The organism is Paraburkholderia kirstenboschensis (assembly GCF_904848585.1).
Classification (GTDB): domain Bacteria; phylum Pseudomonadota; class Gammaproteobacteria; order Burkholderiales; family Burkholderiaceae; genus Paraburkholderia; species Paraburkholderia kirstenboschensis.
Window position 1 is genome coordinate 643,608 of the sequence record NZ_CAJHCR010000001.1, and the last position, 18,695, is coordinate 662,302.

The window sequence follows — 18,695 nt, forward strand, 5'->3', positions numbered from 1 at the left end:
CGAACTGCGCTTTTCGCATGAATCATCTCTCCAGCCAGCCGGCGGACAACATCCTTCCGGCGTTGCGGGCACGCGCCGCGGCGCCGCACGCCGTCGCGCGCGACTGTCTCGTGTTCGGCCAGACGCTGCTGCAACACGCGGGCGGCGACAAAGCGCTGCAACGCGAAGCGCTCGGAGCGCTCGTGCGCGCGTATCGAGCCGATCCAGCCTGTGAGCCGACGCTGCTCCACACTATCGCGCAAACGGCATTCGTCGTGCGCGATTGGGTGCTTGTCGAGTCCGCCACGGCACTTCTGCTCTCACAACATCCCGCCGATGCGAACGCATTGATCTGGCGGTCGGCCGCCGCGCAACATCGTGACGATTTCGCGACTGCTGAGAATCTGCTGCTTGAAGCGGTGCGGCTCGTGCCGGGCAATCCCGTCGCGCTTCATAAGCTGGCGTTGTGTATCAAGGAGCAAGCGCGTTTTGCGGAAGCCGAAGCGCTCCTTCGTGAGGTGCTCGCATTGTCAGCGGATAACGCGCATGCGTTGTTCGATTTGTCCGAACTCGAGATCCGCAGCGGGCGTTTCGCCGAGGGCTGGGCGCACTACGAGTCGCGCCTTGCGTTCGCCGGCGATCTGAACAACGCGCAGCACGCGCTCGCAGCGATCAGCGCGCCCTGGCAAGGAGAATCGCTGGCGGGCAAGACCCTCGTCGTGTACGGCGAGCAGGGCAATGGCGATTGCCTGTGGGCAGTGCGCTTTCTGCCGCTGCTCGCCGAACGTGCGCGGCGCGAGGGCGGCCAGGTCATTTTCGGTCACGACGGGCCGTTGCGACATCTTTTCGAACGGACGCTGCCTGCCGACCTGCGGCTCGAAACAAGCCTCGAAACGCAGCCTGATTTTCATTGCGGGCTGATGAGCTTGCCTTTACGTCTAGGCATTTTCGAGGCGACGGGTTGGGGCGCGCCCTATCTGAGCGCCGACCCGCAACGTCTGCAACCGTGGCAGCGGTGGGTGCAAGCCTGCGTCGACGGCAAACCCGGTAATCGCAAAGTGGGACTCGTGTGGAATGGGAATCCGGACCATATCCGCGATGCGCGGCGTTCGGTGCCAATCGAGCAACTTGAGCCGTTATTGAGCGTGGCCGGTGTCACGTATTTCGCGCTGTCGCCAGGACGTGGTGAGACGGTCGTGCAATGGCGTGCAAGGGGCTTCGACGTCGTCGATCCTACTCGTTACTTTGAAGCTGGGTTCGACGATGTCGCCGCGCTGCTGGCGAATCTCGATCTGGTGGTCACGATCGACAGCGGGCCTGCCCATCTGGCAGGCGCGCTCGGCGTACCGACGTGTTTGATGATCGATCACGTATCGGCATGGTTCTGGGGAGTGGGGGCGCCGGTTACGCCCTGGTACGATTCGATCGAACTGTTCCGGCAACCGGCAGTGGGCGCCTGGGCACCGGTCGTGGCGCGGGTGCGCGCGCGCATCGAAGGAATGGTGCGCGGCTGAGCGGGTTGCCTTCGCAACGCAGAGGTCGTCTGCATATGTTGCGAAGGCGAGGCGCCGCTCACATGTTCGGGTAGTTCGGCCCGCCGCCGCCTTCAGGTGTCACCCACACGATGTTCTGCGTCGGGTCCTTGATGTCGCACGTCTTGCAGTGCACGCAGTTCTGCGCGTTGATTACCAGCCGTTCGCTGCCGTCGTCGTTCTTCACGAACTCATAAACGGCCGCCGGGCAGTAACGCGACTCCGGACCCGCATACGTCTGCCAGTTCACGTTCACCGGCACCGTGGGATCTTTCAGCGTCAAGTGAGCGGGCTGATTCTCTTCGTGATTCGTGTTCGATATGAACACTGAAGACAATCGGTCGAAGGTCAGCTTGCCGTCCGGCTTCGGGTATGTGATCGGCGTGCATTGCGACGCGGGCTTGAGCATCTCATGATCGGAATGCTGATGGTGCAGCGTCCACGGCACATTGCCGCCGAGCACCTTCTGCTCGATACCGACCATCAACGTGCCGAGGTACAGGCCCTTGCTCATCCACTGCTTGAAGTTGCGGGCCTTGTAAAGCTCCGTGTGCAGCCACGAAGTCTTGAAAGATTCGGGATAAGCCGTGAGCTCGTCGCTCGTGCGGCCTGCCTGCACGGCTTCAAAAGCAGCATCGGCGGCGAGCATGCCGGTCTTGATCGCCGCATGCGAGCCCTTGATCCGCGATGCGTTCAGGAAGCCCGCGTCGTCGCCAACCAGTGCGCCGCCGGGGAACACGAGCTTCGGCAGCGACATCAGGCCGCCCGCGGTGATCGCGCGCGCGCCGTACGACACGCGCTTGCCGCCTTCGAGAAAATGACGAATCGCCGGATGCGTCTTGTAGCGCTGGAATTCCTCGAACGGCGAGAGATACGGATTCGTATAGCCGAGGCCGACCACAAAGCCGACCACCACCTGGTTGTTGTCCATGTGATAGAGGAACGAGCCGCCGTACGTGTCCGTCTGCAAAGGCCAGCCGGCCGTGTGCATCACGAGCCCCGGCTTGTGTTTCGACGGATCGATCTCCCACAACTCCTTGATGCCGATGCCGTAGACCTGCGGATCGACGCCGTCGCGCAGCCTGAACTTCTCGTTCAGCTGACGCCCGAGATGCCCGCGCGCGCCTTCGCAGAAAAGCGTGTACTTGGCGTGCAGTTCCATGCCGAGCTGGAAATTCTCGGTCGGCTGGCCATCTTTGCCGATGCCCAGGTTGCCCGTGGCGACGCCTTTTACCGAACCGTCGTCGTTGTAGAGCACCTCCGCAGCGGGAAAGCCGGGGAAAATCTCCACGCCCAGCGCTTCGGCCTGCTGGCCCAGCCAACGCGTGACGTTGGCGAGGCTGATCACGTAGTTGCCGTGATTCTTGAAATTGTCGGGCAGCGCCCAGATCGGCACGCTCTTCGCGCCGGTTTCCGAGAGGAACAGGAAGCGGTCTTCGGTGACTTCGACGTCCAGAGGCGCGCCTTTTTCCTTCCAGTCGGGAATCAGTTCATTTAACGCGCGGGGGTCCATGACCGCGCCCGAGAGGATGTGCGCCCCGATCTCCGAGCCTTTTTCCAGCACGCAGACGCCAAGCTCGACGCCCTTGTCGGCCGCCAGCTGCTTCAGGCGGATCGCCGCGGACAAGCCAGCCGGGCCGCCGCCGACGATCACGACGTCGTATTCCATCGACTCGCGCGGGCCGTACTGCTCAATGAGACTTGCGGGGGTCATTGATGCTCCTCTTACCGTTAGAATGCTTTTTTCGGGATCGTATTGTGGGCGATGGTCTCTTGCACCGCAACCCGATCAGCAGAGATTAGCACGAGCGTTCTATTTGTGTGCTAGGGTATTGACCCGAGCATGAGCCAGAGCGCGACCGTCAACCGTATTCGCAACTACAACCGAACAAGGAACGACAATGGGCCGTTCGATCAATCTGGAAGGCAAAGTGGCGCTCATCACAGGCGCCTCGAGCGGGTTGGGAAAGCGCTTTGCTCAGGTATTGTCGCAGGCGGGCGCCAAGGTCGTGCTGGCGAGCCGGCGGACCGAGCGTCTGAAGGAACTGCGCGCCGAAATCGAGGCGTCGGGCGGCGCGGCGCACGTCGTTTCGCTTGATGTGACCGATTACCAGAGCATCAAGTCGGCGGTCGCGCATGCGGAGACCGAGGCGGGCACCATCGACATTCTGGTGAACAACTCGGGCGTGTCGACTACGCAGAAGCTGTCAGAAGTCACGCCGGCCGACTTCGAATATGTGTTCGACACCAACACCCGCGGCGCGTTCTTCGTCGCGCAGGAAGTGGCCAAGCGCATGATCATGCGCGGCAACAGCGCGCAGAAACCGTCGTACCGGATCATCAATATCGCGTCAATGGCGGGCCTGCGCGTATTGCCGCAAATCGGCCTCTATTCGATGAGCAAGGCGGCAGTCGTCCACATGACGAAAGCCATGGCGCTCGAATGGGGCAAGCACGGCATCAATGTGAACGCCATTTGTCCGGGTTATATCGACACGGAGATCAATCATCATCACTGGTCGACCGAGCAGGGGCAAAAGCTCGTGTCCATGCTGCCGCGCCATCGCGTCGGCAAGCCTGAAGACCTGGACGGATTGCTGCTATTGCTGGCGGCGGACGAATCGCAGTTCATCAACGGCTCGGTGATCGCCGCCGACGACGGCTTCGGTCTCGCCTGAACGCCTGCGTACGAGTCGAGGCGTGATTTGGGGGGGGCGTCGCGTCAAGGGGTGATTCGGCGCGCGGTGCGCTGCGCATCGTCCCGCGCGCCAGGCGATTAACGCAATTTCGAAGAAGCTCTTTTACGCGCGCGGGCCTTCTGCCAATAAGACGTCTGCGCTAAGGTGCAGGCATCGGCCCGGCTGGCCACGGTTTCACCCGATTCAATCCCTTGAGAAGTAAGAAGAGCAGAAGCACGATGAGCGATTTTCACGCAGTTTTCGAGATGTCGATGCCGATCCGCTGGGGCGACATGGACGCATTCGGCCATGTGAACAACACGGTCTATTTCCGCTACATGGAGCAGGTGCGTATCTCCTGGTTCGAGCAACTCGGCCTCGCCGGCAGCAATGCGGATGGGCAGGGGCCGGTGATCGTGAATGCGTCGATGGAGTTTCTCAAGCAGCTGCATTACCCCGGCGACGTGATCGGCCGCATGAGCGTGGCGACGCCCGGCCGCAGCAGTTTCGACACGGGGTTCGAACTCGTGCGTGCAGACGATCCCCGCACCGTCTATGCGCGCGGCGCCGCCCGCTGCGTGTGGATCGACTACGCGGCCGGCAAGTCGGTGCCGGTTCCTGACATGTTGCGCGCGACAATCGAGCGCGCCGCGCTGGTGAAAGCGGCTGAGCCGGCCGCATAAGTTCGCCATTCATTGCGGTTCGACTTGGTGGCCCAAAGTCGAGCCGCAATTTGAGGCTTGGCTTCGCGGCCTCACTTTACCGTTTCACCTCCTACCTCGACTTCGCACGAAGCGGTGTCGCGGCGCGGCTGCGCCAGTCAATGCCCGAGCAGGCGTTGCAACAGCTCAGTAGCGTTACCCGTATCGTATTTGCGCATCAACCGGGCGCGATACACGTCGACGGTGCGTGGGCTGATTTCCAGCGCCCGTCCAATCTGTTTGCTGGTTTTGCCCGTCACCAGTTGCGCGGCGATTTCCCGCTCGCGAGGCGTCAACTCGACCGCCACGCGCCGCGTCGCGCTTAGATCCTCGAAAGTCCAGACGCCCGCTGCGTGCGGGTCGGTGCGCCGCTGCGCGCGGCCCGTCACGTGGCACCAGAACAGCTCGCCATTGGCGCGTTTCATGATGCGGTCGTCGGCATAGCTGCCCTGGGCGGTCATGATCGGCGGGATCCGTGCGCCGATCCGCTCGAATTCGTCCGCGGACGGATACAGAATCTGGAACGACTGCCCGAGCAGCGCCTCGCGCGGACAGCCGAAGATCGACGCCAGTTCGTCATTGCAGTCTTCGATAATGCGCTCACGCGACAGCACGAGCCCGATCGGCGCGAGATGAAAAGCGGTTTGGTAATCCAGTGCGGGCATGGGCTGGCGGCAAGTACTTATGTATTTTTGCGTATTGTGCCGTATGGCGCACGCAGCGTACTCTTTCGGGCACATGAGAACGCGGTGAGGCGTCCGTGGGCGCGTTTGCGCGAAGCTTTACATAGGCTCGACGCACAGCACCCGCCGGATGACTAGAATGACGTGTCGGGCCGCGCCTGAGCGCGTCACACGAGCCGCAAGAAAACGGTTTCAGGTTTCCATAAAGGAAGGGACATACTGATGAACAAAGTCTACCCAGGCGCCGCCGAGGCGCTGAAGGACATCGTCAAGGACGGGCAGACGTTCGCCGTCGGCGGCTTCGGGCTGTGCGGCATTCCCGAGGCGCTGATCGCGGCGCTGCGCGACACCAAGGTGCAAAACATTACCTGCATCAGCAACAACGCGGGTGTCGACGGATTCGGCCTCGGTCTGCTGCTCGAGACGCGCCAGATCAAGAAGATGATCTCGTCGTATGTCGGCGAGAACAAGGAGTTCGAGCGCCAGTATCTGGCCGGTGAACTCGAGCTGGAATTCACGCCGCAAGGCACGCTTGCCGAGAAGCTGCGCGCGGGCGGCTCGGGTATTCCGGCCTTCTTCACCAATACCGGCTACGGCACGCTGATCGCCGAAGGCAAGGAAACCCGCCAGTTCGGCGAAAACCACTACGTGCTCGAACATTCGCTGACGGCGGACATCGCGCTCGTCAAGGCATGGAAGGCGGACAAGTCGGGCAACCTGATCTATCGCCGCACGGCGCGCAACTTCAACCCGATGTGTGCGATGGCCGGCAAGATCACCGTCGCGGAAGTCGAGGAAATCGTCGAGGTAGGCGAGCTCGATCCGGACGCGATTCATACGCCTGGCATCTTCGTTCAGCGCATCGTGCTCAATGCGCATCCGGAAAAACGCATCGAACAACGCGTCGTCCGCGCGAAAGGAGACTGATCATGGCATGGACTCGTGACGAAATGGCCGCGCGCGCGGCGAAGGAATTGCAGGACGGTTTCTATGTGAACCTCGGTATCGGCCTGCCGACGCTGGTGGCGAACCACGTGCCGACGGGCGTCGAAGTGTGGCTGCAGTCGGAAAACGGCCTGCTCGGCATCGGCCCGTCGCCGACCGAAGACGAAGTAGACGCCGACCTCATCAACGCGGGCAAGCAGACGGTGACCACGCTGCCGGGCTCGTCGATTTTTTCGTCGGCGGATTCGTTCGCGATGATTCGCGGCGGGCACATCAATCTGGCGATTCTGGGCGCCATGCAGATCAGCAAGAAGGGCGACCTGGCCAACTGGATGATCCCCGGCAAGATGATCAAGGGCATGGGCGGCGCGATGGATCTGGTAGCAGGCGTCAAGCGCGTGGTCGTGCTGATGGAGCACGTCGCGAAGGGCGATCAGCACAAGATTCTCGAAGAATGCACGCTGCCGTTGACGGGCGTGGGCGTGGTGGATCAGATCATCACCGACCTCGGCGTGATCGAAGTCACTGACGACGGCCTGAAGGTGACCGAACTGGCGCCTGGCGTGAGCGTCGACGAGATCAAGGCGAAGACGGGCGCGCCGCTCGATGTGAGTGCGGTGAGCTGACCGCGGTAGTCGGGTTTGCCGCCGGGCTGATGCATGTGCAGTCGGCCAAGGCGGCGAGAAAAACGGCAAAAAACGGGTAAAGCGGGCGAGGCGTGAGTCTCGCCCGCTTTTCTTTTTGCGGCACTGGGTTTTGCTGCGTTCGTCCTATGCCTTCTGGCCGATCCTTGTCACGCGGCAAAGCGGTTTACAATCGTTCGAAGCAATCACTTGAAGTTTCGCCGCCTGTCTCTTTGCGCCGCGTTACGGCGCACCAGGCCACATGCGCAGCGCTTTTGCAAGGACCACAAATGACCGTAACGACAGCTTTCGCCGGCGAGCGGCCCGCGCCGCGTCAACGTTATGTGCAGTGCGCGAGCGCCGCGGGCCTGCATCGTATTGCCTACACCGAGTGGGGCGATCCCGACAATCCGCGGGTGCTGTTGTGCGTGCATGGCCTGACGCGCTCGGGGCGCGACTTCGACCGGTTAGCGGCACAGTTCGCCGGTACCTACCGCGTGGTCTGTCCTGATGTGGCGGGCCGGGGCTTGTCTTCGTGGCTCGGCAACCCAAACTTATACAGCGTGCCGCAATATGTCGCCGACATGGTGACGCTGATTGCGCGGCTGAATGTGGAAACGGTCGACTGGTTCGGCACGTCAATGGGCGGTCTCATTGGGCTCGGCCTCGCGGGCCTCGCGGACACGCCTATCCGCAAGCTGCTGCTGAACGATGTCGGTCCGCATCTGGAGCCGGAGGCCGTCAAGCGTATCGGCGATTATCTCGGCAAGCCCGTGCGCTTCGACTCGCTGCGGCAAGGCATCGATCACGCGGCGTTCCTCGCGCGCAGCTTCGGTCCGCTTACGGCGGAAGAATGGCGCGAGATCAATACGCCGCTGATTCGTGAAGAGAACGGCACATGGCTGTTCCGCTACGATCCGCGCATTGCGCAGCCCTTTGCCGCGACCACCGAAGAAACCGCGAAACTGGGCGAGGCCGCGCTATGGCATTCGCTTGCGTCCTTCCAGGGGCCGGTGCTGGTGGTGAGGGGCGAGCTTTCCGATCTGCTGTCGCGTGAAACGGTCGCCAGGATGGTCGAGACGGGGCGTGCGGTGTCGAGCGTCGAGATCAGCGGTGTCGGGCACGCGCCGGCGTTTCTTTCGGCGGATCAGATCGACATTGCGAAGCGGTTCTTTATCGGCAATGGCGGCGACGCGTCATAATATGCAGTTGCGCGTGGCGTTCAAACGCGTCATGCATAGCGCATCCCGATCAATCTTCTTTCACCTACTTCAGGATTCTTCATGGCAGTCATTCGTCACCATGTCGGCAAGCGTCTTTCTGAAATTGCCGTGCACAACGGTACGGTTTACCTTGCTGGCCAGATCGCCGAAGACGCGGACCAGGACATCACGGGGCAGACGCGCGAAGTGCTCGGCCATATCGACCGCCTGCTCGCCGAGGTAGACAGCGATAAATCGCATCTGTTGTCCGTGCAGATCTACATCTCGGACATGGAGCATTTCGCCGGCATGAATGCGGTGTGGGACGAGTGGGTTGCGCAAGGCGCGACGCCGCCGCGCGCGACCGTTGAGGCGAAGCTCGCGAACCCGAAGTGCCTCGTTGAAATCGTCGTGGTCGCGGCGCAGCGCAGCTAGGCGAAGCAAGATCAAGCAGTTGTTGTTGAAATTCCGTTGATTTGCCTGGGCCCGGTGGGCCGCCGCACGATGAATTCCGAAACCGTTACGAGCACGCCGAATCCGCTTCCGTCTTTCGACGAAGCGATGGCATTCGTGCGTCAGCATGCCGGCGAGGTGCGGCTGTCATCGGGCGAGTCTCTCGCGGACCATGCGGCGGGCACCGCGTCGATCATGCGCACGCTCAATGTCGATCCGCCAGCCGTGCTGGCGGCAGCGTTGTTCGCATTGACGCCGCATTTGCAAGACCCCGAGCGCGTGATCGCCGACAACTTCGGCGAAGAAGTCGCGCAACTTGTCGGCGACGTGCGCAAGCTGCTGCGCCTCGGCACGGTTAGCTTGCGCGCGGCGCAGAACGCCATGCCCGAAGCGGGGCGTGATGCGCAGGCCGCGCGGCGCGCGCAGGTCGAGGCGCTGAGGAAGATGCTGCTCGCGTTCGCGCAGGATATTCGCGTGGTGCTGATACGGCTCGCGTCGCGCCTGCAGTCGCTGCGTTATTACGCGGCAGCGAAGCTCACGCCGTCGCCCGACGTGGCGCGTGAAACGCTCGACATCTATGCGCCGCTCGCCAACCGTCTTGGCATCTGGCAACTGAAGTGGGAACTCGAAGACCTTGCGTTCCGCTTCGAAGAGCCGGTGACTTATAAGCGCATCGCGAAGTTGCTGGATGAAAAGCGCGTTGAGCGCGAAAGCTATGTTGCGCAGGCCATTGAACGTCTGCAGCAGGAACTCGCCGCTGCGAACATTCGCGCGGAAGTAAGCGGCAGGCCGAAGCATATCTATAGCATCTGGCGCAAGATGCGTGGCAAGGAACTCGACTTCGCCGAACTGTACGACGTGCGCGCGTTTCGCGTAATCGTGCCGGACATCAAGGATTGCTACACGGTGCTCGGCATCGTGCACAACCTGTGGCAGCCGGTGCCGAGAGAGTTCGACGATTACATCTCGCGACCGAAGCCGAATGGCTATAAGTCGCTGCACACAGTCGTGATCGGCGACGACGGCCGTGCGTTCGAAGTGCAGATCCGCACGCACGACATGCATCAGTTCGCCGAGTACGGCGTGGCCGCGCACTGGCGCTACAAGGAAGCCGGCACGCGCGGCTACGGCGGTCAGTTCGCCGCCAATGAGAAGTACGACGAGAAGATCGCGTGGTTGCGTCAATTGCTCGCGTGGAAAGACGACGTGTCCGAGGGCGAGCACGGCGAGAAGCGCGCGGCGCAGCCGTGGGAGCAACTGCGCCAGGCCACGCTCGACGACGACCACATCTACGTGCTCACGCCGCAAGCGCGTGTGATCGCGTTGCCGCATGGTGCGACGCCGGTGGATTTCGCTTATCACCTGCATAGCGAGTTGGGGCATCGGTGCCGCGGTGCGCGCGTCGACGGGGCGATGGTGCCGCTCAACACACAGTTGCAGAACGGCCAGACGGTGGAGATCGTCGCGGTCAAAGAAGGCGGGCCGTCGCGCGACTGGCTCAATCCACAACTCGGTTATCTGCACAGCCCCCGCGCGCGCCAGAAAGTGCGCGCGTGGTTTAACGCCGTCGAGTTGCAGGAGCACATTGCGAGCGGCCGCGCAATGGTCGAAAAGACGCTGCAGCGCGAGGGCAAGACCTCGGTGAATCTGGATCAGCTCGCCGCGAAACTCGGCTTCAAGACTACCGACGATCTGTTCTCGGTCGTCGGGAAGGAAGAGTTCAGTCTGCGACTCGTCGAGCAGGCGCTGCACGATGCGCCGCCGCCTGAGCCGGTGGTCGAAGTACCCGAGCAATTCGAGAAACGCAGTAGTGGCGCGAGCGTGGCGCGCGGTGCGTCGACAGGCGTGCTGGTGGTCGGCGTCGACGCGCTGCTCACGCAGCTAGCTCGCTGCTGCCGTCCGGCGCCGCCTGACGACATCTCCGGCTTTGTGACGCGAGGCAAGGGCATGTCGATTCACCGCAGCGATTGCCCGACGTTTTTGCGTATGGCCGAACGTGCGCCGGAGCGTGTGTTGCAAACGGCGTGGTCAGCGGACGTGATGAGCGGCCGGGGGCAATCGGTTTATCCAGTCGATCTTTCGATCGACGCGACGGACCGCCAGGGTTTACTGCGCGATATCTCCGAAGTGTTCGCGCGAGAAAAAATGAATGTGATCGGTGTGAAGACTCAAACCCGCCGCAATGCCGCGTTCATGCAATTCACCGTCGAGGTGTCGAGTGCCGCGCAAATTCAGCGCGCCTGCACGCTGCTCGGCGAAGTGACGGGTGTCGTGCGGGCGTCGCGCAAAGGCTGACGCAGTGACGCGATGTTGAGTCGATGTGCTCACTTGCTCATGCGCAAGCGAGTGAGTGATGTGGGTAAGCGCAATTTAAAGCCGGTGCATAAAAGTACTTGCCAAGCAGTGTGGGGCTCCATATAATCTCGTTTCTTCAGGCTCGTAGCTCAGCTGGTTAGAGCACCACCTTGACATGGTGGGGGTCGTTGGTTCGAGTCCAATCGAGCCTACCAACGAAAGAGAAATTCCGGTACTGCCGGGGTTTCGCAAACTGCAGTAAGCGCCTGTGGCGCAAAAGGCGAATACGGTTATGACACCGCGAACGTTGACCGAAACCACTTCGGAGCGACGCTAGTCGAGGACCACTTTCGCCAGTGTAGTTTGCAGGAAATGTGAATGCGGCCCCTCGAAAGCGGGGCCGCATTTTTTTTGGCTTGTTTGATTGATGTATATGCCGCCGCCGGTCGGCACCACGGAGAACGCAATGGTTTCGATACGTCTGCCTGACGGTTCTGTTCGACAGTACGAGCATCCGGTGACCGTCGCCGAAGTGGCCGCGTCCATCGGCCCCGGCCTTGCCAAGGCCGCGCTCGGCGGCAAGATCGACGGTGAGCTGGTCGATACGTCCGCGCTGATCGACCACGACGTGGCGCTTGCCATCGTCACCGAAAAAGACGCAGACGGTCTCGATATCATTCGTCACTCTGCGGCGCACCTGCTCGCCTACGCAGTGAAGGATCTCTATCCGGAAGCGCAAGTCACGATCGGTCCGGTCATCGACAACGGCTTCTACTACGACTTCGCGTATAGCCGTCCCTTCACGCCGGAAGATCTCGAGAAGATCGAAAAGCGCATGCAGGAGCTCGCGAAGAAAGACGAGCCGGTCTCGCGCCGCGTCGTGTCACGCGACGAAGCGGTGGACTACTTCAAGAGCATCGGCGAGAAGTACAAGGCTGAGATCATTGAATCGATTCCCGCTACCGACGAAATCAAGCTGTACTCGCACGGCGGCTTCACCGACCTGTGCCGCGGTCCGCACGTGCCGTCCACCGGCAAGCTGAAGGTCTTCAAGCTGATGAAGGTGGCGGGCGCCTACTGGCGCGGCGATTCGAAGAACGAGCAGTTGCAGCGTATTTACGGCACGGCCTGGACGAAGAAGGAAGATCAGGACGCGTATCTGCACATGCTCGAAGAGGCGGAGAAGCGCGATCACCGTAAGCTCGGCAAGCAACTCGACCTGTTTCACATGCAGGACGAGTCGCCGGGCATGGTGTTCTGGCATCCGCGCGGCTGGACGCTGTGGCAGCAGGTCGAGCAGTACATGCGCCGCCGCGTGAACGACGCGGGCTACCTCGAGATCAAGACGCCGATGATCATGGACCGGTCGCTGTGGGAAGCGTCGGGTCACTGGCAGAACTATCGTGAAAACATGTTCACGACTGAATCGGAAAAGCGCGATTACGCGATCAAGCCGATGAACTGCCCCGGTCACGTCCAGGTGTTCAACCACGGGCTGCGCTCGTATCGCGATCTGCCGCTGCGTTACGCGGAGTTCGGCTCGTGCCACCGCAATGAATCGTCGGGCGCGCTGCATGGATTGATGCGCGTGCGTGGCTTTGTGCAGGACGACGCGCATATTTTCTGTACCGAAGAACAGTTCATCAGCGAGTCGATCGCCTTCAACACGCTGGCCATGAGCGTGTACAAGGACTTCGGCTTTGACAACGTCGAGATCAAACTTTCGTTGCGGCCTGACGCCCGTGCCGGCACGGACGAGACCTGGGACCGCGCGGAGCAGGGCTTGCGCGAAGCATTGACGGCTTGCGGCGTGACCTGGGAAGAACTGCCGGGCGAAGGGGCGTTCTACGGTCCTAAAGTGGAATATCACATCAAGGACGCGCTCGGCCGCTCGTGGCAGTGCGGCACGTTGCAACTCGATATGGTGCTGCCGGAGCGTCTGGGCGCCGAGTACGTCGCGGAAGACAACAGCCGTCGCCGTCCTATCATGCTGCACCGGGCAATCGTCGGATCAATGGAGCGTTTTCTCGGCATTCTGATCGAGCACCATGCTGGTGCAATGCCTGCGTGGCTCGCTCCAATGCAGGTAGTGGTGATGAATATCGCCGAAAGTCAGGCCGAATACGCACAGTCTGTGGCCCAATCGTTGCAAAAACAAGGGGTTAGAGTAGAGGCCGATTTGCGCAACGAGAAGATTAGCTATAAAATACGTGAGCACACGCTTGAGAAGGTGCCGTACCTGCTTGTGGTCGGCGACAAGGAGCGTGAAGCCCAAACGGTAGCCGTGCGTGCCCGTGGTGGTGTCGACCTTGGCGTGATGCCTGTCGATTCTTTCATTGAGCGTCTGCGCCAGAACGTGCAGTCGTTCAACTGAGCCACTTGGCAGCGCGGCTCGTTTTTTTAATTTTTAGAGGAAACGTAACATCGCTACTGATAAGTCTGCGCACCGCATCAACGGTGAAATTACGGCACCCGAGGTGCGTCTGGTCGGAGTCGAGAACGAACCGCTCGGCATCGTGAAACTTGCTGATGCGTTCCGCATGTCGGAGCAGCAAGACGTGGATCTGGTGGAAATCGCGCCGCAAGCGGTTCCGCCGGTTTGCCGCTTGATGGACTACGGCAAGTTCAAGTACTCGGAAGCGAAGAAGCAGCACGAGGCCAAGCTCAAGCAGAAGATCGTTCAGGTCAAGGAAGTCAAATTCCGCCCGGGCACTGACGACGGTGACTACAACGTCAAACTGCGCAACCTCATTCGCTTTCTCGACGACGGCGACAAGACGAAAATCACGTTGCGTTTCCGTGGCCGCGAAATGGCTCACCAGGAAATCGGTATGCGCATGCTGGAACGCCTGCGCACGGACCTCGACGAAGTTGGTCAGGTCGAGCAAATGCCGAAAATGGAAGGGCGCCAGATGATCATGGTGCTCGCTCCGAAGAAAAAGAAGTAAGCGGTCAGAGCGGCGACGCGCCACGTGGCGCGTGTTCTGGTTGTGAAAAGTTGAACGACGTCGCGCCGGGTGTCCGGTGCGGCATCAGCAGGTTTCGAGACGGCGCTTATGCAAATGCGCGCCGTTTCCGAAAAGCGGCTGCCGGCGGTATTGGCGGTCTGCATACCAAGTGGAATGGGTTTCGAAGGGCGGGTAATGGCCATCAGGCCGACCGCACACCCATATCCATCTAATAATGGAGTTGTCATGCCGAAGATGAAGACCAAGAAGAGTGCTGCAAAGCGCTTCGTGGTGCGTCCGGGCGGTACCGTCAAGCGCGGTCAAGCCTTCAAGCGCCACATTCTTACCAAGAAGACCACCAAGAACAAACGCCATCTGCGCGGTTCGACGGCAGTTCATGATTCCGATCTGAACTCCGTGCGCGCAATGCTGCCGTTCGCTTAACCCTTAACCGAAACTCATAGGAGCAAGACATGCCTCGAGTAAAACGTGGGGTTACCGCACGGGCCCGTCACAAGAAGATCATCAAGCTGGCCAAGGGTTACCGCGGCCGTCGCAATAACGTCTATCGCATCGCCAAGCAGGCGGTCATGCGCGCAGGCCAGTACGCCTATCGCGATCGCCGCAACAAGAAGCGTGTGTTCCGTGCATTGTGGATCACGCGTATCAACGCGGCGGTGCGTCAGCACGACATGACGTACAGCGTGTTCATCAACGGCCTGAAGAAGGCTTCGATCGAACTCGACCGCAAGGTGCTGGCCGACATGGCTGTGTTCGACAAGGCTGCTTTTGCTGCGATCGTTCAGCAGGTGAAAGCCGCCGTTGCAGCCTGATTGCGCTTCTGGCAATTAACACTGCGTGGTTCGTTGCAGCGAACATCCGGTAGTCTCGGTGACGCTGCAACAAAAACGGGGCTCCTCACCGAGCCCCGTTTTTGTTGGTAGAACCAGTTTTGCTTCGATTGAACACTGACGTTGAAATGATGGGATCAATGGACCTGGACCAGATTGTCGCGGACGCGCAAAAAGCCTTCGCAGAAGCCTCCGACGTCACCACCCTCGAGAATGAGAAAGCACGCTTTCTCGGCAAGTCGGGTGCGTTGACGGAACTGTTGAAGGGCCTTGGCAAACTCGATCCCGAAACGCGCAAGACAGAAGGCGCACGGATCAACCTCGTCAAGCAACAGGTTGAAGCCGCGCTGACGGCTCGCCGCCAGGCGCTGGCCGACGCGTTGCTGAATCAGCGCCTCGCCGCCGAAGCGATCGACGTCACGCTGCCAGGCCGCGGCGCCAATACGGGCAGCCTGCACCCGGTGATGCGCACGTGGGAGCGCGTCGAACAGATTTTCGGCAGCATCGGATTCGACGTGGCCGACGGCCCCGAAATCGAAACCGATTGGTACAACTTCACCTCGTTGAACAGCCCGGAAAACCATCCGGCTCGCTCAATGCAGGACACTTTCTACGTCGACGGCAAAGATGCCGACGGGCGCCAACTGCTGCTGCGCACGCATACGAGCCCGATGCAGGTGCGTTACGCGCGTACCAACACGCCGCCGATCAAGGTGATCGTGCCGGGTCGCACCTACCGTGTGGACAGCGACGCGACTCACTCGCCGATGTTCAATCAGGTCGAAGGTCTGTGGATCGACGAGAACATCAGCTTTGCTGATTTGAAGGGCGTCTATACCGACTTCCTCAAGAAATTCTTCGAACGCGACGATATTCTGGTGCGTTTCCGTCCGTCGTATTTCCCGTTCACCGAACCGTCGGCCGAGATCGACATGCTGTTCGAAACGGGCAAGAACGCGGGCAAGTGGCTCGAGATTTCGGGCTCAGGCCAAGTGCATCCTACCGTGATCCGCAACATGGGCCTCGACCCGGAGCGCTACATTGGCTTCGCTTTCGGCAGCGGCCTCGAGCGGCTCACCATGTTGCGCTACGGCGTGCAAGACCTGCGTCTGTTCTTCGAAAACGACTTGCGTTTCCTGCGTCAATTCGCTTGAACGAACGCATGGCGCGACAAGCATAGAGCGCGGTAATGCACACAGTGCATGCCGCCACAGCGTCCCGGCAGTGAAAGGCGGTGACTCGCGGTAGCTCATGGCAACTGGCGATTTTGCCGAACGCCGAGTTGCGCGATGCATCTGCCTCACGCGGACCTAACCCGAACAGAACGTACACAGAACCATGCAATTCCCGGAATCCTGGCTGAGAACTTTTGTCGATCCGCAACTGACGACGGACGAGCTATCGCACGCATTGACGATGGCGGGTCTCGAAGTGGAAGACCTGCGACCGGCTGCGCCCCCGACCTCGAAGATCGTGGTCGGTCAGGTGCTGGAAGTCGTCAAGCATCCGGATGCGGACAAGCTTAACGTCTGCCAGGTCAACGCCGGCACAGGCGCCACGCTGAATATCGTATGCGGTGCGCCGAACGTGGCGCCCGGCATCAAGGTGCCCGTCGCGCTGGTCGGCGCGCAACTGCCGCCGGCCGAAGAGGGCGGCGCACCGTTTGAGATCAAACTCTCGAAGCTGCGCGGCGTGGAAAGTCAGGGCATGCTGTGCTCGGCGCGCGAACTGAAGCTCTCAGAAGATCATAGCGGCCTTCTGATCCTGCCGGAAGATACGCCGATTGGCCAGGACATCCGCGAAACGCTCAATCTCGACGACACCATTTTTGAAATCAAGCTGACGCCGAACAAGGCAGACTGCTTGTCGGTGTTCGGCGTGGCGCGCGAAACGTCCGCGATCACCGGCGCGCCGTTGCGTCCGCTCGAGATCAAGCCGGTCGAAGTCAAGCTCGACGAGACGCTGCCTGTCAGAATCTCAGCCCCCGATCTTTGCGGCCGTTTCTCGGGCCGTGTCATCCGCGGTGTGAATGCGCGTGCGAAATCGCCGCAATGGATGGTCGAACGTCTCGAGCGTTCAGGTCAGCGCAGCATCTCCGCGCTCGTGGATATTTCCAATTATGTGATGCTCGAGTTGGGCCGTCCGTCGCACGTGTTCGATCTGGACAAGATCCACGGCGGTATGGACGTGCGTTGGGCCCGCAAGGGCGAAACGCTCAAGCTGCTGAACGGCAACACCGTCGAGCTCGACGAAACGGTTGGCGTGATCGCCGACGAGCAGCACATTGAAAGCCTCGCGGGCATCATGGGCGGCGACAGCACGGCCGTTACGCTCGACACGACCAACATTTATCTTGAAGCCGCATTCTGGTGGCCCGATAGCATTCGCGGCCGCTCGCGCAAGTACAACTTCTCGACCGATGCTGGCCATCGCTTCGAGCGCGGCGTCGATTACGCGACCACGGTCGAGCACATCGAGCGGATCACGCAACTGATCCTCGACATTTGCGGCGGCGAAGCGGGTCCCGTGGACGACCAGGTCGTCAACGTGCCGCAGCGCGAGCCCGTGAAGATGCGTGTGTCCCGCGCGAACCGCATCATCGGCATCGCGATCAGCGCAGATGAAATCGCGCAGATCTTCACGCGCCTCGGCCTCGCCTTCGAACGCGACGGCGACACGTTCTCGGTCATGCCGCCGTCGTACCGATTCGATATCGAGATCGAAGAAGACCTGATCGAAGAAGTCGCGCGCATCTACGGCTTCGAGAAAATTCCGGCGCGCCCGCCAGTCGCCAAGAGCGAAATGCGCGCGACCAACGAAACGCGTCGCTCGATCCACGCGATCCGCCATGCGCTTGCCGCTCGCGATTACGCTGAAACGGTCAACTTCAGTTTCGTGGACGCCGAATGGGAGCAGGACTTCGCTGGCAATGACAAGCCGGTGCGTCTGCTGAACCCGATTGCAAGCCAGTTGTCGGTCATGCGGACAACGCTGATCGGTAGCCTGATTCACGTGCTGCGCACGAACCTGAACCGCCGTGCGGCGGACCGCGTGCGCGTGTTCGAGGCCGGCCGCGTGTTCCTGCACGATCCGTCGATCAAGGCCGGAGAGTTGACGGTCGAAGGCTTTGCTCAGCCGAAGATGATCGGCGGGCTCGCATACGGTCCCGCGCTAGAGGAGCAGTGGGGCGCGCCGACGCGCACCGTCGACTACTTCGACGTGAAGGCCGACGTCGAAGCGCTGCTCGCGCCGGCAGTCGCGCGTTTCGTCAAAGCGGAGCATCCCGCGCTGCATCCGGGGCGCAGCGCGCGCATCGAACTGAATGGACGCGCGATCGGCTGGATTGGCGAACTGCATCCACGCTGGATGCAAAAATATGATTTACCGCATGCGCCGATTCTGTTTGAAGTCGAAGCGGACGCATTAATGCAACGCGTTTTGCCCACACCGTCGGAAGTGTCTAAATTCCCGCCGGTGCGTCGCGATATCGCGGTAGTTGTCGATCAGAAAATCGAGGCGCAGGCGCTGCTGGACGAGCTCCAGAAGGCTCAGTCGGAGCCCGCCTGCAAGACCGTCCAGAAGGTTGTGCTTTTCGATGAATTCCGTCCAAAATCAAACACTTCCGGTGGCTTGGGGGCTCACGAGAAAAGCCTTGCGTTCCGTGTTACCTTGCAAGATACTGGCGGGACCCTTCAGGACGAAACGGTCGATCTGGCCATTCAGACTCTGGTGGAACGTCTGGCTCGAGTATATGGCGCACGGTTGCGCGGATAACCCGCATTTAACAATTGCGCGGCTGTTTCCG

The 18,695-nt window shown here is 61.0% G+C and carries 16 protein-coding genes and 1 tRNA gene; 15 read left to right on the top strand and 2 right to left on the bottom strand.

All coding sequences use genetic code 11. The features are described 5' to 3' along the window. Window positions 1-17: 17 nt before the first annotated feature. Window positions 18-1,493 carry a glycosyltransferase family 9 protein gene (locus JMY24_RS02975; RefSeq protein ID WP_201701374.1) on the top strand — a complete coding sequence of 492 codons (1,476 nt, stop codon included), beginning with the start codon at window positions 18-20 and terminating at the stop codon, window positions 1,491-1,493. A gap of 58 nt (window positions 1,494-1,551) precedes the next feature. On the opposite strand, the gene JMY24_RS02980 is transcribed toward JMY24_RS02975, so the two are convergent. After that, window positions 1,552-3,225 (bottom strand): electron transfer flavoprotein-ubiquinone oxidoreductase, encoded by a 1,674-nt coding sequence (locus tag JMY24_RS02980; RefSeq protein ID WP_201701375.1) that lies wholly within the window; start codon window positions 3,223-3,225, stop codon window positions 1,552-1,554. Between the two features lie 187 nt (window positions 3,226-3,412). Here JMY24_RS02980 and JMY24_RS02985 point away from each other — a divergent pair, with 187 nt between their 5' ends. Then, window positions 3,413-4,189, top strand: coding sequence for an SDR family oxidoreductase (locus tag JMY24_RS02985; RefSeq protein WP_128591951.1), 777 nt, complete (start codon window positions 3,413-3,415; stop codon window positions 4,187-4,189). A gap of 239 nt (window positions 4,190-4,428) precedes the next feature. Further along, on the top strand, window positions 4,429-4,872 hold the full coding sequence (locus tag JMY24_RS02990; protein ID WP_128591949.1) for an acyl-CoA thioesterase: 444 nt from the start codon (window positions 4,429-4,431) through the stop codon (window positions 4,870-4,872). Window positions 4,873-5,009: 137 nt separating this feature from the next. Here the strand turns inward: JMY24_RS02990 and JMY24_RS02995 are convergent, their stop codons facing one another. Further along, window positions 5,010-5,555 carry a LuxR C-terminal-related transcriptional regulator gene (locus JMY24_RS02995; RefSeq protein ID WP_020069520.1) on the bottom strand — a complete coding sequence of 182 codons (546 nt, stop codon included), beginning with the start codon at window positions 5,553-5,555 and terminating at the stop codon, window positions 5,010-5,012. Window positions 5,556-5,795: 240 nt separating this feature from the next. Here JMY24_RS02995 and JMY24_RS03000 point away from each other — a divergent pair, with 240 nt between their 5' ends. From JMY24_RS03000 to pheT, 12 genes are all read left to right on the top strand, one after another. Then, window positions 5,796-6,500 carry a CoA transferase subunit A gene (locus JMY24_RS03000; protein WP_128591947.1) on the top strand — a complete coding sequence of 235 codons (705 nt, stop codon included), beginning with the start codon at window positions 5,796-5,798 and terminating at the stop codon, window positions 6,498-6,500. A gap of 2 nt (window positions 6,501-6,502) precedes the next feature. After that, window positions 6,503-7,144, top strand: a complete 642-nt coding sequence (locus JMY24_RS03005; protein ID WP_128595528.1) for a CoA transferase subunit B — start codon at window positions 6,503-6,505, stop codon at window positions 7,142-7,144. Between the two features lie 287 nt (window positions 7,145-7,431). Further along, window positions 7,432-8,343 (top strand): alpha/beta fold hydrolase, encoded by a 912-nt coding sequence (locus JMY24_RS03010; protein ID WP_128595527.1) that lies wholly within the window; start codon window positions 7,432-7,434, stop codon window positions 8,341-8,343. Window positions 8,344-8,424: 81 nt separating this feature from the next. Beyond that, window positions 8,425-8,778 carry a RidA family protein gene (locus tag JMY24_RS03015; RefSeq protein ID WP_128595526.1) on the top strand — a complete coding sequence of 118 codons (354 nt, stop codon included), beginning with the start codon at window positions 8,425-8,427 and terminating at the stop codon, window positions 8,776-8,778. A gap of 69 nt (window positions 8,779-8,847) precedes the next feature. Further along, window positions 8,848-11,091 (top strand): RelA/SpoT family protein, encoded by a 2,244-nt coding sequence (locus JMY24_RS03020; RefSeq protein ID WP_201701376.1) that lies wholly within the window; start codon window positions 8,848-8,850, stop codon window positions 11,089-11,091. A 138-nt stretch (window positions 11,092-11,229) separates the two neighbouring features. Next, window positions 11,230-11,306 (top strand) — tRNA-Val (locus tag JMY24_RS03025). A 251-nt stretch (window positions 11,307-11,557) separates the two neighbouring features. After that, a complete protein-coding gene (thrS, locus tag JMY24_RS03030) occupies window positions 11,558-13,465 on the top strand; it encodes a threonine--tRNA ligase (protein WP_128595525.1) in 1,908 nt (635 codons plus the stop codon). Between the two features lie 49 nt (window positions 13,466-13,514). Continuing rightward, window positions 13,515-14,039 carry a translation initiation factor IF-3 gene (gene infC / locus JMY24_RS03035; RefSeq protein WP_074263967.1) on the top strand — a complete coding sequence of 175 codons (525 nt, stop codon included), beginning with the start codon at window positions 13,515-13,517 and terminating at the stop codon, window positions 14,037-14,039. Between the two features lie 246 nt (window positions 14,040-14,285). Then, window positions 14,286-14,483, top strand: a complete 198-nt coding sequence (gene rpmI / locus JMY24_RS03040; protein ID WP_006052501.1) for a 50S ribosomal protein L35 — start codon at window positions 14,286-14,288, stop codon at window positions 14,481-14,483. A 29-nt stretch (window positions 14,484-14,512) separates the two neighbouring features. Beyond that, window positions 14,513-14,872, top strand: coding sequence for a 50S ribosomal protein L20 (rplT, locus tag JMY24_RS03045; RefSeq protein WP_006052502.1), 360 nt, complete (start codon window positions 14,513-14,515; stop codon window positions 14,870-14,872). A gap of 158 nt (window positions 14,873-15,030) precedes the next feature. Continuing rightward, the gene (pheS, locus tag JMY24_RS03050; RefSeq protein WP_164853555.1) at window positions 15,031-16,044 is read left to right on the top strand and encodes a phenylalanine--tRNA ligase subunit alpha; all 1,014 of its coding nucleotides are present in this window, start codon (window positions 15,031-15,033) and stop codon (window positions 16,042-16,044) included. A 184-nt stretch (window positions 16,045-16,228) separates the two neighbouring features. After that, on the top strand, window positions 16,229-18,664 hold the full coding sequence (gene pheT, locus JMY24_RS03055) for a phenylalanine--tRNA ligase subunit beta (protein WP_128595524.1): 2,436 nt from the start codon (window positions 16,229-16,231) through the stop codon (window positions 18,662-18,664). Window positions 18,665-18,695 lie beyond the last annotated feature (31 nt).

Excerpts from the sequence above, each read along its gene's own strand:
- JMY24_RS02975 (WP_201701374.1), top strand. The coding sequence starts at position 18 with ATGAATCATCTCTCCAGCCAGCCGGCGGACAACATCCTTCCGGCGTTG.
- JMY24_RS02980 (WP_201701375.1), bottom strand. The coding sequence starts at position 3,225 with ATGACCCCCGCAAGTCTCATTGAGCAGTACGGCCCGCGCGAGTCGATG.
- JMY24_RS02985 (WP_128591951.1), top strand. The coding sequence starts at position 3,413 with ATGGGCCGTTCGATCAATCTGGAAGGCAAAGTGGCGCTCATCACAGGC.
- JMY24_RS02990 (WP_128591949.1), top strand. The coding sequence starts at position 4,429 with ATGAGCGATTTTCACGCAGTTTTCGAGATGTCGATGCCGATCCGCTGG.
- JMY24_RS02995 (WP_020069520.1), bottom strand. The coding sequence starts at position 5,555 with ATGCCCGCACTGGATTACCAAACCGCTTTTCATCTCGCGCCGATCGGG.
- JMY24_RS03000 (WP_128591947.1), top strand. The coding sequence starts at position 5,796 with ATGAACAAAGTCTACCCAGGCGCCGCCGAGGCGCTGAAGGACATCGTC.
- JMY24_RS03005 (WP_128595528.1), top strand. The coding sequence starts at position 6,503 with ATGGCATGGACTCGTGACGAAATGGCCGCGCGCGCGGCGAAGGAATTG.
- JMY24_RS03010 (WP_128595527.1), top strand. The coding sequence starts at position 7,432 with ATGACCGTAACGACAGCTTTCGCCGGCGAGCGGCCCGCGCCGCGTCAA.
- JMY24_RS03015 (WP_128595526.1), top strand. The coding sequence starts at position 8,425 with ATGGCAGTCATTCGTCACCATGTCGGCAAGCGTCTTTCTGAAATTGCC.
- JMY24_RS03020 (WP_201701376.1), top strand. The coding sequence starts at position 8,848 with ATGAATTCCGAAACCGTTACGAGCACGCCGAATCCGCTTCCGTCTTTC.
- thrS (WP_128595525.1), top strand. The coding sequence starts at position 11,558 with ATGGTTTCGATACGTCTGCCTGACGGTTCTGTTCGACAGTACGAGCAT.
- rpmI (WP_006052501.1), top strand. The coding sequence starts at position 14,286 with ATGCCGAAGATGAAGACCAAGAAGAGTGCTGCAAAGCGCTTCGTGGTG.
- rplT (WP_006052502.1), top strand. The coding sequence starts at position 14,513 with ATGCCTCGAGTAAAACGTGGGGTTACCGCACGGGCCCGTCACAAGAAG.
- pheS (WP_164853555.1), top strand. The coding sequence starts at position 15,031 with ATGGACCTGGACCAGATTGTCGCGGACGCGCAAAAAGCCTTCGCAGAA.
- pheT (WP_128595524.1), top strand. The coding sequence starts at position 16,229 with ATGCAATTCCCGGAATCCTGGCTGAGAACTTTTGTCGATCCGCAACTG.